Consider the following 15,149-nt stretch of genomic DNA (forward strand, 5'->3'; position numbering starts at 1 on the left):
GGGCATCGCGCTGAGGGGACCACACACCTCTGGCGTGCACACGCCGGCCGTTGGCATTACGATGCGTTATTGCGCGCGGTCAACTCCCACGCGTTGCGCGGGATGACTTTGGCCACGCGCGGTGCGAGAATGAAAGAGTCCTGAAGCGTTCCCGCCGGCCATCCGGCCACGAAAGCCTCCGGCCACCGCCCCTCCCATTTCCCTGTTGGGGAGCGACGTCGCAAGCGGCATCACGTCAGGCAGGCATTTCACGCAATCCCAGCCCAAAGAGGACACCATCATGTACGAACGCATTCTGGTTTCGATCGACGGCAGCACGCCCTCGAACCGTGCCATCGACGAAGCGGTCAAACTCGTCGCGCTCAGCCAGGGCAAGATCCGCCTGGTATCGGTTGTGCCGTCACTCGCCAACGCCTACGCCGCCGGCGCCTACAGCGGTTTCGTGCCGCTGGAAAGCCAGGAGTCGTTCGAGAAGGAAACGCACGAGATTCTCGCCACCGCTCAGGCCGACCTGAAGAAGCGCGGTGTCGATGCCGAGACAAAGATGATCACGCTCGAAGCCGGCACTGACGAAATCGCCGACGCCGTATTGCGCGAAGCGCAGGAATGGAATGCCGACGTGATCGTGCTGGGCACCCATGGCCGACGCGGCATCAACCGTCTGCTGCTCGGCAGCGTGGCGGAAACGCTGCTGCGCATCACCACCTTGCCCGTGCTGCTCGTGAAGGCCAGCGACAAGTAACTTCGCACGCCCAGGCACCCATGCGCCGGCCGGTATGTCCGGCGCAAATGAAAACGGCACGCCGCGCGCGTGCCGTTTTTGCGTGGCGCCTGCACCGCGCCGTCAGCGAATGCCGGCACGCATGAACGACTGCACGAATTGACGCTGAAACAGCAGAAATGCGATGAACAGGGGCGCTGCCGTCATCAACGTCGCCGCCGTGATCAGCGACCAGTCGATACCCTGATCGGTCGACGAAAACACCTGCAGTCCAACCGTGAGCGGACGCGTCTCGACCGAGTTCGTCACGATGAGCGGCCACAGGAAGTTGTTCCAATGGTGACTGATCGACACCAGCGCGTAGGCCACGTAGACCGGACGTGCGCGCGGCACATACACCCGCCAAAGCACTTGCCACGCACTGGCCCCTTCCACGCGCGCGGCATCGTCGAGCTCGCGCGGCACCGTCTTGAAAGCCTGACGCAACAGGAATATGCCGAACGCCGAGGCGAAGTACGGCAGCGCAATGCCGAGGATCGTGTCGCGCAGTCCCATCCAGGCGATCGTGCGGTAGTTCTCCACGATCAGCACGTCGGGCATCACCATCAATTGCAGCAGTACCACCATGAACGCGACCTCGCTGCCACGGAACGTGAAGCGAGCGAACGCATAGGCCGCGAGCGTGGCGAGTACCAGCTGCGCCGCCAGGATTACCGTCACGAGCACGAACGTGTTGACCAGATAACGCCCGAAAGGCGCGGCCTGCCATGCGTGCACGAAGTTCTCGAGCGTGAGCGGCGCGTCCAGGGAGAACCTCGTGGCATAGGCCGACGGATGAAACGCGCTCCACAGCGCATAGAGCAATGGCAGCAGCCACAGCAGGCCGAGCAGCCAGGCTCCTGCCACGTCGGGAAAACCGGTGTGGCCGGTCGAGGAAAACGCGGGCAGCGCCGCGCGGGCGTTGGCCGATGTGCCGCTCGCGGCGCCGGGATTGGCGGAAGTCGTCATTGATAGTGCGTGCGTGAGTCGAGCAGACGAAATTTCACAAGGGCCACGATGGCGAGCAGCGTCAGCAACACGACGGTGAGCGCCGCCGCATATGCGGTGTCCCAGAAGCTGAAGGCCACCTGATAGATGTAATACAGCAGCAGTTGCGTGGCGTTGTCCGGCCCGCCGCGCGTCATCACCACCACATGATCGACGAGGCGGAACGCATTGATGAGGGCATTGATCACCACGAAGACGGTCGTGGGCATGAGCAGCGGCCATTGCACCCGGCGGAAAAACTGCCAGCGCGAGGCGCCCTCGAGCGCGGCGGCTTCGGCAAGCGTGGGCGAGATCTGTTGCAGCGCAGCCAGATAGAAGATCATGAAGAAGCCGGCTTCCTTCCAGATCGTCACGACCATGAGCGCCGGGAGCGCCGTGCCGGGCTGGCCGAGCCAGTTGTGATCGCCCCAGCCCAGCGCCTGCGAGATCTGCGCAATCAGTCCGTACTGCGGTGTGTAGAAGAAGAGCCAGATGTTCGCCACGGCGATCATCGGCAGGATCGCCGGCGTGAAATACGCCAGACGCAGCAGCGCGCGCCCGGGCACCTCGCGATGCACCCACAAGGCCATGACGATCGACAGCCCGATCGCCACGGGCACGGTGACCAGTGCAAACAGCACGTTGTTGCGCAGCGCCTGCCAGAACACCGGGTCATCGAGCAGCAATTGATAGTTCTCGGTGCCGACGAAGATCGACGGCGCGCCGGCGCGCGCGGTCGAAAAGACGCTGTGCCACACCGTGGCGAGGGCCGGATAGTGCGTAAAGGCAACGAGCAGCACGAGCGCCGGCGCCAGCAGCAGCCACGGCACCCATGACGAGTGGCGCAGGTCGGCGCGAGTCACGGTACGGTTCACGGAACGGTCCATCGAATCGATGCGTGGGACCGGTGCACGAGCGACGTCTGCCGCACGACGCCGGCCCCACATGTCAGGGCATGGCGGCGGCGATCAGCGTGCGTACGGACGCAAGATGCGATCCGCTTCGCGCTGCGCGTCGTCGAGCGCCTGCTTCGGCGACTTGGTGCCGGTCAACGCCGCCTGAAGCGCGTCGTTGAGGGCCTTCGTCACGCGCTGGTTGTCGTGCGTCGAGAACTCCGCCACGCTGCTGCCGAGCTGGTCGCGCGCCACCGCGGCGGCAGGCACCTTCCGCACGTAGTCCTTCATCGCCGGCGTCTCCCACGCGGCCGGCGTGACCGCCACGTAGCCCGTGTCGATGCCGAACTGCGCGGCACGCTCCGGCGTGGTGGCCCACTTGATGAACGTCATCGCCGCCTCCTTCTCCTGCGGCGTGCTCTTCTTGAACACGTAGAAGTTGCCGCCACCGGTCGGACTGCCGCCCCGCACCTTCGACGGCATCTTGCCCACGCCGAACGGGAACGTCGCGTTGGTGCGAATGTTGGTCAGGTTGCCGGTCGTCGTGTAGATGATGGCCGCCTTCTTCTCCAGGAAGTCCTTCGGCGTGGTGCCCCATTCGATCGATCCCGTCGGCATGGCCTTGTACTTCGCCGCGAGATCCACCCAGAACTGCAGCGACTCCACGGCCTGCGGCGCGTTGAGGAACGTCTTGTTGCCCGACGCGTTCATCAGCTCGATCCCGGCCGGCGTGGTGAACGCCTGGAACAGCCAGTAGCCGAAGCCCGTCGACGGCACCTTGATGCCCCACTGCGTCACGTTGCCCGAAGCATCGCGCCGGGTGAGCTTCTGCGCGTAGCTGGCGAGCTCGGTCCAGTTCGCCGGCGCGCGCTCGGGGTCGAGCCCGGCTTCGCGGAACATGTCCTTGTTCCAGTACATCACGATGGTCGAGCGCTGGAACGGCACGCCCCAGGTGTGACCGTCGATGCGCGAATTCATCATCAGCGCCGGGTAGAAGCTGTCGAGCCACTGCTTGTCGGCCGGCGTGTTCGCAATGCTGTCGATCGGCACCACGGCGTCTTCGTCGATCAGCGTAAACACGTCGGCGGCGGCGAGCACGGCGACCTGCGGCGGCGTACCCGCCTTTGCCGCCGTCAATGCCTTGACGACGGAATCCTGATACGTCCCGGCGTACACCGGCTTGACCTTGATCGTCGGATGCGTCTTCTCGAAGTCCGCCACCAGATCGTTGATGATCTTCGTGACGGGCCCGCCCACCGCGACCGGGTAATAGAACGTCAGTTCGACCGGCTTCTGTTGTGCCACGGCCGTGCCCGTCAGGCCGCCCAATGCCAGCGTGGCCAGAGTGGCTGCAAACGTTTTCAGAATCGTGCGTCGCATATCGCTTGGTTCCCCATGTAAGCGTTGTGGTGGTGTGACTGAAATCGATGTGGGCCACGATGGCCCGTCGGTCCGAGGTCCTGGCTCAGGCGTGCGGTTCCGGCGCACACGCCGACGCGACCGTCGGGGCGAGCGCGAACGCCGCCGGGAACGTGGCCTGCGCGCCGTTCGTCCGCGCACCGGGCGGCGCGAGCTTTTCATGCGGCGCGTCGAGGGCCATGCGCGCGCCGGTCGCTACGTCGAACAGATGCTGGTCCTCGGTACGCCACTGCAACCCGATGGCGTCGCCCGGCACGAATGGACGATGCCCCGGCACGCGTGTGGCGACCTCTCCCGCCGCGCCCAGCCTGCAGGCGACAAGCGTGTCCGCCCCGAGGTATTCGACAGCGCTCACCGTGGCGAGCACCGCCCCCATCGACGTCGGCGACACCGCACGCACATCCTCCGGACGCAGGCCGAGCAACGCGGCGTCGAGCGCGCCGGCCGGCGCCAGCGCCGGGCCGGTCTGCCCGGCGGGCACGAGCGCATCGCCGTGACGCACGAGCTCGAGCAGGTGCATCGGCGGCGTACCGATGAAGCTCGCGGCAAAGCGCGTGGCCGGCGTGCTGTAGAGCGCGTGCGGTGCGTCGTTCTGCTCGATGCGGCCATGGCGCAGCAGCACGACCCGGTCGGCCATGCTCATTGCCTCGGTCTGATCGTGCGTGACGTAGATGAGCGTCATGCCAAGCTGCTGTTGCAGCGCGCGAATCTCGCGGCGCATTTCCTGGCGCAATTGCGCGTCGAGATTCGAGAGCGGTTCGTCCATGAGGCAGACCGACGTTTCGGCGATCACGGCCCGGCCAAGCGCCACGCGCTGCTGCTGACCGCCCGAGAGCTGGGACGGCTTGCGCTCGAGATAGGGTTCCAGGCCGAGCAACGATGCCACGCGCGCCAGACGCCGGGGATAGTCCCGTGCCGGCTCGCCGCGCACGCGCAACCCGAACAGCAGGTTCTCGCGCACCGACAGATGCGGAAACAACGCGTAGGACTGAAACACCATCGAGAGCTTGCGGCGTGCGGGCGGCAGTCCGGTCACGTCGTTGCCGCCGATCAGGATGCGTCCGGCGCTCGGTGTCTCGAGCCCGGCGATCATGCGCAGCAGCGTCGATTTACCGCAACCCGACGGGCCGAGCAGAACGACGAGCGTGCCGGCGTCGGCGGTGAAACTCACGTCGTCGAGCGCGTGTGTGTTGCCCCACTGCTTGCTGACGGATTCGATGACGAGCGATGACATGGAAGGCGCGCGGCGGCCGTTCGGAGACGGCGAAATCGGAAAAGCCCGACATTAACCGCCGATCGATGGCAGTTTGATGACATTGGCGTCGCGCGCGCACCGATGAAGGCCGCCGGTAGGGCGCACGGACGCCTTGCCTGTCTCGGGGGCTGGGAAAATCCGAGGAGATCGCAGTCGAGCGGCGCCGTCCGAAGACATGTGCCGCGGGCGATGGGCTGGTCCGTGCGGGCGGCTGTCAGGCCACGGCCTGACGGCGTTTGGCGCGCAGCAGCGCCTTGGAAATGATGCGGGTCTCCGGGCTCGCGGTCCCGGTGTGCCGGGCAATGGCGTCGCGGAAGAACCGACGTGTTTCGTCCGCCACGGTCTCGCGCTCGTTGTCCATCGTGAGGATGTGATAACTCTCGCCGAGCAGGCACTTCTGCTTCACTTCGGACGACACGCCGTCGTACACGATGCGCGCATTGTGCGGGCTGGCCGTATCGTCGTCGACCGCGTGCACGATCAGACAGTCCGCCGTCACGCGTTCGAGGCGCGCACGAACGTGCGCGGCAAGCCGCCGCGCGTTGTAGAGATGCGCGAGGGGCAACGAGGCCGATCCGATCTCGGAGGCGTCGTGCAACGACATCGACTTCGCGACGCGCGCGCGCAGGGCCTCGTTCTTCAGCCCGTACGGCGCCTTTTCCTGATAGCGATAGCGATGGCGCAGCGGCGTGTGAAACACCAGATCGATGAGCGGGTAATACCAGGGGATGGTCCAGCCGTCATACACCAGCGTGACGGCCAGCAGCGACAGCGCCGTCACGTCCGGCTCCGCCTGCGCGACCGCCAGGCTCAGCGTGGCCCCCATGCTCAGACCGCAGATCGATACCGTCTCGTGCGTCTCACGCAGCGCGCGAAACTTCGCGCGGGCGGCTTCGATCCAGGCGCGCCAGTCCGTGCACGGCGAGCCGAGTCCGTAACCGGCAATATGCGGCACCGATACGGTATAGCCATCACGCTGCAACGCCTTGGCCACCGGACGCATCTCGAGCGGCGTGCTGGAGAGCCCCGGCAACAGCAGTACGGCGTGCTCACCGCCCTTGTAGAAGATATCTTCCTGGAACATCGTCAAACCCCGCCGGAGACGACCGGCGTCTCATGGACATCGCGCGCATTGGCCGCCGGCGCAAGCGCATGCAGCGGCGTGACGGGACGCACGGCTGGCCCCGCGTGCAGACGCAGAATCACGTACGTGCCGACGTGGGCGCGAAAATACTGCAATTCGCAATGGAACGTCTCGTAGCCGCCTTCGCGCGTGCGGATGCGCAGATTGTGCGCACCGTGTTGCGGGCGCTCGCCGTCCGCCGAAAAAAGCCCTGCCAGTCGCACCGCATCGTCCGGGTGGAGCAAGGCGCGCAAGCCGTCGCGCCTGGCGACGTCCGCGGCAACGCCTGTCGCGCGGCGGAAGTGCTCGTCAAGGAATTCGTAATGCGTGGCCGGATTGGCCAGATAGAAGATCGTGTCGAGGTGCCGGGTCAGATACGTCATGAGCGCATTGCCCAACTGCACGGAATCGGACAGCACCATGCGCTCGTTCTCGGCGCGCAGCAGCATTTCATAGCGCGTCTGGGCCACCTCCGCGAACAACTCCGCGCGATACTGGGCGCGGCGCAAACGCTCGATCAGGACAACCGCGAGCGGCGTGACCATCAGGAAGCCCGCGACGATCATCGCGTCGCGACGGTCCAGTTGGGTCACGTCGCGAAACGGTGGCACGAAGAAGAAATCGAAGATGGGAATGCTGACGATCATCGCCATGACCGCCGGCCCGAGTCCCCAGAGAAATTCGACGATGATGACCGCACAGGCGAAAAATATGCCTGGCATCGCGTGGTCGAGCACCGGATGCAAAAGGCTGCGAACAAGGAACGCTGCCAGTACCACCATTAATGCGCCGACGTATCGTTTCGCGCCGGGTTCCGCCCAGCGTCGGGCGTTTTTGATATCCATGATTCCTCGCCGGCACGTCCCGGCGCTCGATGATCCGCTCTTGGCACCGATCATACGGTGCTGCTGTTACAAAATATTACGGATTATCGCACGCCGCCCCTTGACGTTCCGACGCGGGGAACCCTAATTCAGTGGCGCCTTAACAACAAGCCGGAGGCGGCCCAGCATCGGCGCGGGTTCGCGCGTGGCGCCGACGCGGTTGTCAGGGAAATCACGAAGGCCCGACCGCGCGGACTCCCCCAGCCGCCGCATCGTTCAGCGCAGCATGAACGACATGGCCGAGAGGCAATTGAGCATGCGCACGGCCGCTTCGACGCTCGGGGCGGCGAACTGCAGCGTCACGCCGTCGATCCGCTCCAGCGTCGGCCATTGGCAAAAGAGATCGGCCAGTGCCGTGGTCTGCGCCTGCAAACGCACTTCCACCGGCGTCTCCACCTTGAACGCATGCCATTTGCGCGGATCGGCGAGCGCTTCGCTGGCCGCGTCGCGGATCAGGTCGCAGGACTGGCTGGGGCTGAGCGTCATGCCGCTGCCCTGCCCCCAGGCAGCTTTCGTCTGCACGAAGCGCGCGTGCGGGAAGATCAGTTGCGTTTCTTCGCAGAAAACATCGTCGCCGCTGGCCATGACCACCGGCACCCCGCGCTCGCCCGCGAGCGCGCCGTAGAGCGCGGCCTCGCTGGCTTCGACGCCGCCCAGCCAGACACGTGCGAAGGCGAAGCTGTTGATCGTGTGCGCCAGAATTCCCGCACTTTGCGACTTGCCGTGATAACCGATCATGAACATGGCGTCACATCCGGCCTCGACCCCGGCGGCCATGCCGAGATAACGCGGCTTGCCCAGCACGAGGCGGGCGCGCGGATCGAGTTCGTCGGGCAGCAGGTTGCGAAAGCCGCCGTGCGAGTCGTTCACCATCACTTCGGTGGCCCCGCCAGCGAAGGCCCCTTCGACGGCCGCGTTCGCTTCGCGCGTCATCCAGCGGCGCGCACGTTCGTACTCGCCGTTGCCAGCGCGGGTCTGCTCGGCGTGGAATACGCCGGCGACGCCTTCGATATCGGTGGAGATCAGGATTCGCATGATGTCAGCCATGTCGGGAAAGGCTCACAGCGTCGCCCAGTCGGGCAGCACGTCGGCAAGCGCGCGCCGCACGTGCCCGTCACGCCCGAGCACCGATTCCGCCGCGAAGAGCGCGTGCAGAATCGCCTGTTCGGTGGCGTCGGCCGTGGCCTGAAAAATCGGATCGAGAAGGGGGTCGGGCACGAGCGCGGCCGGGGCGACACGCCCCATGGCATCGTGCGGCACGGTGTAGCCGGTGGTAAACGCCAGCGCCACGTCGCCGCTGCCGTGTCCGTAGACCGACCCGGTACGCGCCAGCCCGGCGCCGGTGCGCGTGGCCACACGGCGCAACTGGCGCGCGTCGAGCGGCGCGTCGGTCGCCACCAGCATGATGATCGACCCCCGCTCTGGCGCCGCATGCTGCGCCGGTTGTGCGAGCCGCTCGTCGAGCACCGGCCCGACGTGGCGGCCGGCGATCGTCAACTGCGATGGGCGCCCGAAATTCGACAGCACGAGTACACCGACGGTGAAGGTCGCCCCGGCCGTCTCGACGACACGCGATGCGGACCCGATGCCGCCCTTGAGCCCGAAGCTGGACATGCCGCGCCCCGCACCGACCGCGCCCTGCGCGAAGTCGGCTTGCGCGCTCGCGCGCGCCTGCGCATAGTGCGCCTCGGTCACGGCAAGCGCCTGCATGTCATTGAGGTAACCGTCGTTGCACTCGAGCACGGTCGGATTGAGCGACGGACCACCGCGCCCGATTTCCGGATTGGCGGAGATGGCCTCGCGCAACTGGCCGAGCACCACATGACTGACGGAAAAGGTGTTGGTGAGCGCTACCGGCGCCTCGATCACGCCGAGCTCGTCGATCTGCATCAGACCGACGCTCTTGCCGAAGCCGTTGATCACGGCCGTGGCGGCCGGGATCTTGGCGCGGAACGGGTCCCATCGGGCGTCGGGAACCGAGCCTGCCGGCAGGGCGGCCGCAGCGCCGGCGGAAGCGGCGGAAGCGGCGGAAGCGGCGGGCGTTGGGCACACGACGGTCACACCGGTCTGTAGCGGGCCGTCGGCCAGCGTGGCGTGCCCCACAAAAACGCCCGGTACGTCCGAGATCGCGTGGCGCGGCCCCGGGGGCAGAAGCCCCACATAGGGGGCACCGAACAAGGCCTCGCGAATGTCGGACGGCTGCGTCATGTCGCGCTCCGGCGAAATCGTCAGTGTCTGTCGAGCTTCGGATCGAGCGCGTCGCGCAGTCCGTCACCCAGCAGGTTGAAGGCGAGCACCGTCAGGAAGATGGCGAGGCTCGGGAAGATCGCGATGTGCGGCGCGTTGACCATGTCGGCGCGGGCCTCGTTGAGCATGGCGCCCCACTCCGGCGTGGGAGGTTGCGCGCCGAGTCCCAGGAACGACAGGCTTGCCGCCGTAATGATCGACGTGCCGATACGCATGGAGAAGTAAACCACGATCGACGACACCGTGCCCGGCAGGATGTGACGCATGATGATCGTCCAGTCGGAAGCCCCGATGGAGCGAGCCGCCTCGATGTACGTCAGATGCTTGAGCACGAGCGTGTTGCCGCGCACCAGGCGAGCGAACGCCGGAATCGAGAAAATCGCCACCGCCACGATCACATTGATCATGCCGTTGCCCAGCACGGCCACCACGCCGATGGCCAGCAAGATACCCGGGAAGGCGAAGAGCACGTCGGAGATGCGCATGACGATGCGGTCCCACCAGCCCTCGTAGTATCCGGCGAGCAGTCCGAGCACCGTGCCGATCACGGCGCCGAGCGCGACCGAGCCGAAGCCGGCGGCCAGCGAAATGCGCGTGCCTGCCAGCACCCGGCTGAAAATGTCTCGACCGAGCGAGTCGACCCCGAACCAGTGCGTGGCCGACGGCCCTGCGTTGAGCGCGTCGTAGTCGAAGAAGTTCTCGGGATCGAACGGCACGAGGTGCGGTGCGAGAATCGCGATGATGACCAGCAGCAGCACGAACGCCCCGGCCACCATGGCAATGTGCTGCTTCTTGAATTTGCGCCAGAATTCGCGCCACGGCGTGCGCACGCGACCTTGGCTGGCGACGGCCGCGCCATTGGCGGCGGTAGTGGTTTGACCCGCGTTCATGATGCGTGCCTCACTTGTAGCGAATGGTCGGGTTGATGACGGCGTACAGCACGTCGACCACGAGGTTGATCAGGATGAACTCGAGCGAGAACAGCAGTACCAGCGCCTGGATCACCGGGTAGTCGCGCATCTCGACCGAGTCGATCAGCAGGCGCCCCAGACCGGGCCAGTTGAACACCACTTCGACGACGATCGAGCCGCCGAGCAGAAAGCCGAACTGCAATCCCATCATCGTGACGACGGGAATCATCGCGTTGCGCAGTGCGTGCTTGAACACCACGCGCATCTCGTTCAGGCCCTTCGCACGAGCGGTGCGCACGAAGTCCTCGTGCAGCACCTCGACGAAAGCCGAGCGGGTGAAACGTGCCATCACGGCGGCCACCGCGGCGCCCAGCGTGATCGACGGCAGGATGTAGCTCTTCCACGAATCGGCGCCCATCGTGGGCAGCCAGCCGAGCTGTACCGAGAACACCTGCATGAGCAGCATGCCCAGCGCGAACGCCGGGAACGAGATGCCCGAGACGGCGAACGTCATGCCCAGCCGGTCGGGCCAACGGTTGCGCCAGACGGCCGAGGCCACGCCGAGACCCATGCCGATGATCACCGACCAGATCATGCTCACCAGCGTAAGCCACAGGGTCGGCATGAAACGGCTGCCGATCTCTTCGGAGACCGGTTGCTTGCTGCGCATCGACAGCCCGAAGTCGCCGCGCGCGGCGTGCGTGATGAAATGCGTGAACTGGGTGAGCAGCGGCTTGTCGAGACCCAGATCCTGGCGCACCAGCGCCACGGTGGCCTCGTCCGCCTGAGGCCCGGCGGCCAGACGCGCCGGGTCGCCCGGCAGCATGTGCACGAAGCCGAACACCAGCACTGCCACGATCAGCAGCGTGGGGATCAGGCCGAGCAGGCGTTTGAGAAAGTAATTGAGCATCGCAGTCTTGCCGAACGTCTTGCCAAACTAAGTCTTGCGGTTGGCCGCGCCGCCCAGTCCGGGCGGCGCGGGAACTTCACTTCAGCGCGATGCGCTTACTTCATCGAGATGTCGGTGAAGTTGAACGAACCGTCAGGCATGGTGTACACGCCCGACAGGTTCTTGTTACGCGCGTAAAGCAGCTTTTCCGTCACGAGGAACGCCCAGGGCGCGTCGTTCCAGATCTTCTGCTGCGCGTCGGTGTAGAGCTTGGTCTTCTCTGCACGGTCGGTCGTTTGCAGTGCCTTGTTGAAGTCGGCGTCCACGGTGTCGTTCTTGTAGTACGCCGTGTTGAACAGCTTCGGCGGGAACGACTCGGAGGACAGCAGCGGACGCAGCGCCCAGTCGGCTTCGCCGGTCGACGACGACCAGCCCACGTAGTACATGCGCACCGGCGCCTTCTCGGGGTCCGGAGCGGACTCGACCAGATCGACACGCTGACCGGCTTCCAGCGCGCGTACCTGCGCCTTGATGCCGACCTGCGCCAGTTGCTGCTGAACGAACTGGATCACCTTCTGCGCAGTGGTGTACGTATAGGCCGACCACAGCGTGGTCTCGAAACCGTTCGGGTAACCCGCTTCCTTGAGCAGTTCCTTGGCCTTGGCCGGGTTGTACGGCCACGGACCGGTCTTGGCCGCGTAGTCCACGCCGTTGGGCACCACACCGTCGGCCGGGGTGGCATAGCCGGCGAAGGCCACCTTCACCAGGGCTTCCTTGTTGATGGCGTAGTTGATGGCCTGACGCACGCGCACGTCATCGAACGGCTTCTGTTTCGTGTTCAGGCTGATGTAGCGCTGGATGATGGACGGGCCGGCGATCACGTCGACCTTGCCGCTCGACTTCAGGCCCGCGGCCTGCTCATACGGCACCGGGAAGGCGAAACCCGCTTCGCCGGTCTGCATCACGGCCGCACGGGTGTTGTTGTCGACCACCGGCTTGAAGGTGATCGTGTCCACCTTCGGATAACCCTTCTTCCAGTAGCCGTCGAACTTCTTCACCTTCACGTAGTCGGTGCGGTTCCACTCGACGAACTCGAACGGGCCCGTGCCGACCGGGTGCGAGGCGATGTCCTTGCCGTATTTCTTGAGCGCCTCGGGCGAGATGATCACGGCCGACGGGTGGGCCAGCGTGTTGATGAACGGCGAGAACGGCTCCTTGAGCGTGAACTTCACCGTATGCGGATCCACCACTTCCGTCTTGGCGATTTCCTTGTACAGGTTGTAACGCTTGAGCTTGTTATCGGGGTTCGTCACACGGTCGAAGTTCGCCTTGACGGCGGCGGCGTCGAAATTCGTGCCGTCCTGGAACTTCACACCCGACTTGAGCTTGATCGTGTAGACGAGGCCGTCGGGCGACACCGTGTAGCTGTCGGCCAGCACGTTGATGAGCTTCATGTCCTTGTCGAAACCGAACATGCCCTCGTAGAACGACTTGGCAACGGCCTGCGACAGGGTATCGTTCGCGTCGTACGGGTCCATCGTCGTGAACGTGGACTGCACGGCCATCACGACATCCTTGGCGGCGAACGCCGGGGCCGCACCGAATACGGCGGACGCCACGGCGACGGAAGCGAGCGCGGTTTTCCAGCGAGCGCCCAACAAAGCGTTTTTCGACATCTGTCTTTCTCCTTCTGGTCTGACGGGTTCGCCGCGAGCGAGTCTCGGGACTGCGCACCTTGGCGGGCCTAATGGCTACGACTTGCACTGCAACTGGGGACTGCCTGATCCGCCGGAACGTTTCATCGATCGACGTTCCGGACAAAACTCACATCGGGTACGGCTCACCGGACGCCGCCCCGATGCGTCGAAACTGTTCAATACGCGCCTGCCACGCGATGACGTGCGACGTAGTGCCCGGCGCCGACTTCCACGAGCGGTTGCACCTGCGGCTCGTCGCCGATGGCCCGAATCGGGCTCGGAATCTCTTCCGTGAGCAACTCGCGCTTGGCGTGACGGCGGGCCGGATCGGCAATCGGCACAGCGGACATCAGCTTCTTCGTGTACGGGTGTTGCGGATTCTCGAAAATGGCGCGGCGCGGCCCGATCTCGACGATCTGACCGAGGTACATCACCGCCACACGGTGACTGATACGCTCCACCACCGCCATGTCGTGCGAGATGAACAGGAACGCGATGCCGAACTCCTTTTGCAAGTCGAGCATCAGGTTGATGATCTGGGCCTGCACCGAGACATCGAGCGCGGAAACGGATTCGTCGGCAATCACGACCTTGGGCTTGAGCGCGAGTGCCCGCGCAATGGCGATGCGCTGACGCTGTCCGCCCGAGAACTCATGCGGATAGCGTTGAGCATACTCGGCCGGCAATCCCACGCGCTCGAGCAGCTCGGCCACCCGCCTTTCGGCTTGCGCGCCGCTCGCGACCCCATGCACCAGCAGCGGCTCCATGATCGAGAAGCCAACGGTCAGGCGCGGATCGAGCGACGCGAACGGGTCCTGGAAAATGAACTGGATATCGCGACGCAACGTTTGCAGCGCGCGCCCGGCGAGATCGTGAATCGGCTTGCCGCCGAATTCGATGGAACCGCCCTGGCTGGCGACGAGCCGCAGCAGCGCACGACCCGTGGTCGACTTGCCACAGCCTGACTCGCCCACCAGGCCGAGCGTCTCACCCGGGTACAAGTCGAAACTCACCCGCTCGACAGCATGCACGCGTTGCGTGACGCGGCCGAAGAAGCCCGACGGCACGTCGAACCGGGCCACGAGGTCCTTGACGCGCAGGATCGGGCCGGCGTCGATGCGCACGGTCTGCTGCGGCGTTTCGGCAGCGGGCTTGGCGTCCGCCGGGGCGTCATAGCGCAACAGCGGAAAACGTGCCGGCAGGTCGGTGCCCTGCATCGAGCCCAAACGCGGCACGGCCGAGAGCAGCGCCTGCGTGTAGCGCTCGCGCGGCGCGGCGAAGATCTCGGCCGAGGGCCCCTCCTCCACCTTGTCGCCCCGATGCATGACCAGCACGCGATCGGCCACTTCGGCCACCACGCCCATGTCGTGCGTGATGAACACGACGCCCATGTGCATCTCGTCCTGCAATGCACGAATCAGTTGCAGGATCTGCGCCTGAATGGTCACGTCGAGCGCGGTGGTCGGTTCGTCGGCGATCAGCAGCCCGGGCTTGCAGGACAGCGCCATTGCGATCATGACGCGCTGGCGCATGCCGCCCGAGAGTTGATGCGGGAAGCGGCCGAGCACGCGACGGGCCTCGGGAATGCGTACGAGTTCCAGCATCCGCAGCGCTTCGGCGCGCGCGGCGGCGGCGTCCTTGCCCTGGTGCAGCCGGATCGACTCGGCGATCTGCTCCCCCACCGGGAACACCGGGTTGAGGGAGGTCATCGGCTCCTGAAAGATCATTGCCATGTCCGCGCCGCGAATGCTGCGCATGGTGTGTCCGCTGGCGCGCGTGAGGTCGACGAGCTTGCCGTTGCGCCGGCGCATGATCATCGAACCCTGCGTGATTCGGCCACCGCCGTTCTCCACCAGACGCATCGCGGCGAGCGACGTCACCGACTTGCCCGAGCCCGATTCGCCCACGATGGCGAGCGTCTCGCCACGGTCGACATGGAAGGACAGGTCGCGCACGGCCGTGACCACGCGCTCGGACGTCGCGAACTGCACGGAAATGCCACTCACGTCGAGCACGCGCTCGTCGGGCAACGAAATCGTTGGGGTTGTCTTGCGCTCTGCCACGCCTGTCCTCGCTAATCTTCG

General features: G+C 65.5%; 13 protein-coding genes. 1 reads left to right on the forward strand and 12 read right to left on the reverse strand.

The features are described from left to right. The first annotated feature begins 280 nt into the window (after positions 1 to 280). Complete coding sequence (locus LV28_RS40765; protein WP_023873578.1) at positions 281 to 742, forward strand: universal stress protein; 462 nt, start codon at positions 281 to 283, stop codon at positions 740 to 742. 102 nt (positions 743 to 844) lie between these two features. On the opposite strand, the gene LV28_RS40770 is transcribed toward LV28_RS40765, so the two are convergent. The 12 genes from LV28_RS40770 to LV28_RS40825 all read right to left on the reverse strand — a co-directional run bounded on the left by LV28_RS40770 (position 845) and on the right by LV28_RS40825 (position 15,128). Beyond that, positions 845 to 1,729 (reverse strand): carbohydrate ABC transporter permease, encoded by an 885-nt coding sequence (locus tag LV28_RS40770; RefSeq protein WP_255315213.1) that lies wholly within the window; start codon positions 1,727 to 1,729, stop codon positions 845 to 847. Further along, positions 1,726 to 2,622 (reverse strand): carbohydrate ABC transporter permease, encoded by an 897-nt coding sequence (locus LV28_RS40775; protein WP_223272123.1) that lies wholly within the window; start codon positions 2,620 to 2,622, stop codon positions 1,726 to 1,728. The genes LV28_RS40770 and LV28_RS40775 overlap by 4 nt, the downstream gene beginning before the upstream one ends. Before the next feature lie 93 nt (positions 2,623 to 2,715). Then, on the reverse strand, positions 2,716 to 4,020 hold the full coding sequence (locus LV28_RS40780) for an ABC transporter substrate-binding protein (protein ID WP_023873577.1): 1,305 nt from the start codon (positions 4,018 to 4,020) through the stop codon (positions 2,716 to 2,718). A gap of 85 nt (positions 4,021 to 4,105) precedes the next feature. Further along, a complete protein-coding gene (locus tag LV28_RS40785) occupies positions 4,106 to 5,293 on the reverse strand; it encodes an ABC transporter ATP-binding protein (RefSeq protein WP_023596947.1) in 1,188 nt (395 codons plus the stop codon). A gap of 235 nt (positions 5,294 to 5,528) precedes the next feature. Next, positions 5,529 to 6,398, reverse strand: coding sequence for an alpha/beta hydrolase (locus LV28_RS40790; RefSeq protein WP_023596948.1), 870 nt, complete (start codon positions 6,396 to 6,398; stop codon positions 5,529 to 5,531). A gap of 2 nt (positions 6,399 to 6,400) precedes the next feature. After that, the gene (locus LV28_RS40795; protein ID WP_023596949.1) at positions 6,401 to 7,282 is read right to left on the reverse strand and encodes a DUF4118 domain-containing protein; all 882 of its coding nucleotides are present in this window, start codon (positions 7,280 to 7,282) and stop codon (positions 6,401 to 6,403) included. A 255-nt stretch (positions 7,283 to 7,537) separates the two neighbouring features. Next, complete coding sequence (locus tag LV28_RS40800) at positions 7,538 to 8,356, reverse strand: M55 family metallopeptidase (RefSeq protein WP_023873573.1); 819 nt, start codon at positions 8,354 to 8,356, stop codon at positions 7,538 to 7,540. Between the two features lie 24 nt (positions 8,357 to 8,380). Continuing rightward, positions 8,381 to 9,529, reverse strand: coding sequence for a DmpA family aminopeptidase (locus LV28_RS40805; RefSeq protein WP_023596951.1), 1,149 nt, complete (start codon positions 9,527 to 9,529; stop codon positions 8,381 to 8,383). 20 nt (positions 9,530 to 9,549) lie between these two features. After that, positions 9,550 to 10,458 (reverse strand): glutathione ABC transporter permease GsiD, encoded by a 909-nt coding sequence (gene gsiD / locus LV28_RS40810; protein ID WP_023596952.1) that lies wholly within the window; start codon positions 10,456 to 10,458, stop codon positions 9,550 to 9,552. A gap of 10 nt (positions 10,459 to 10,468) precedes the next feature. After that, complete coding sequence (gene gsiC / locus LV28_RS40815) at positions 10,469 to 11,389, reverse strand: glutathione ABC transporter permease GsiC (RefSeq protein ID WP_023596953.1); 921 nt, start codon at positions 11,387 to 11,389, stop codon at positions 10,469 to 10,471. A gap of 95 nt (positions 11,390 to 11,484) precedes the next feature. Continuing rightward, complete coding sequence (gsiB, locus tag LV28_RS40820) at positions 11,485 to 13,044, reverse strand: glutathione ABC transporter substrate-binding protein GsiB (RefSeq protein WP_023873572.1); 1,560 nt, start codon at positions 13,042 to 13,044, stop codon at positions 11,485 to 11,487. A gap of 197 nt (positions 13,045 to 13,241) precedes the next feature. Continuing rightward, entirely contained in the window at positions 13,242 to 15,128 is a 1,887-nt protein-coding gene (locus LV28_RS40825; RefSeq protein ID WP_023596955.1) for a dipeptide ABC transporter ATP-binding protein, read from the reverse strand. Positions 15,129 to 15,149: the final 21 nt, after the last annotated feature.

The sequence above is a fragment of the Pandoraea pnomenusa genome (assembly GCF_000767615.3).
In the GTDB taxonomy this organism is placed as follows: domain Bacteria; phylum Pseudomonadota; class Gammaproteobacteria; order Burkholderiales; family Burkholderiaceae; genus Pandoraea; species Pandoraea pnomenusa.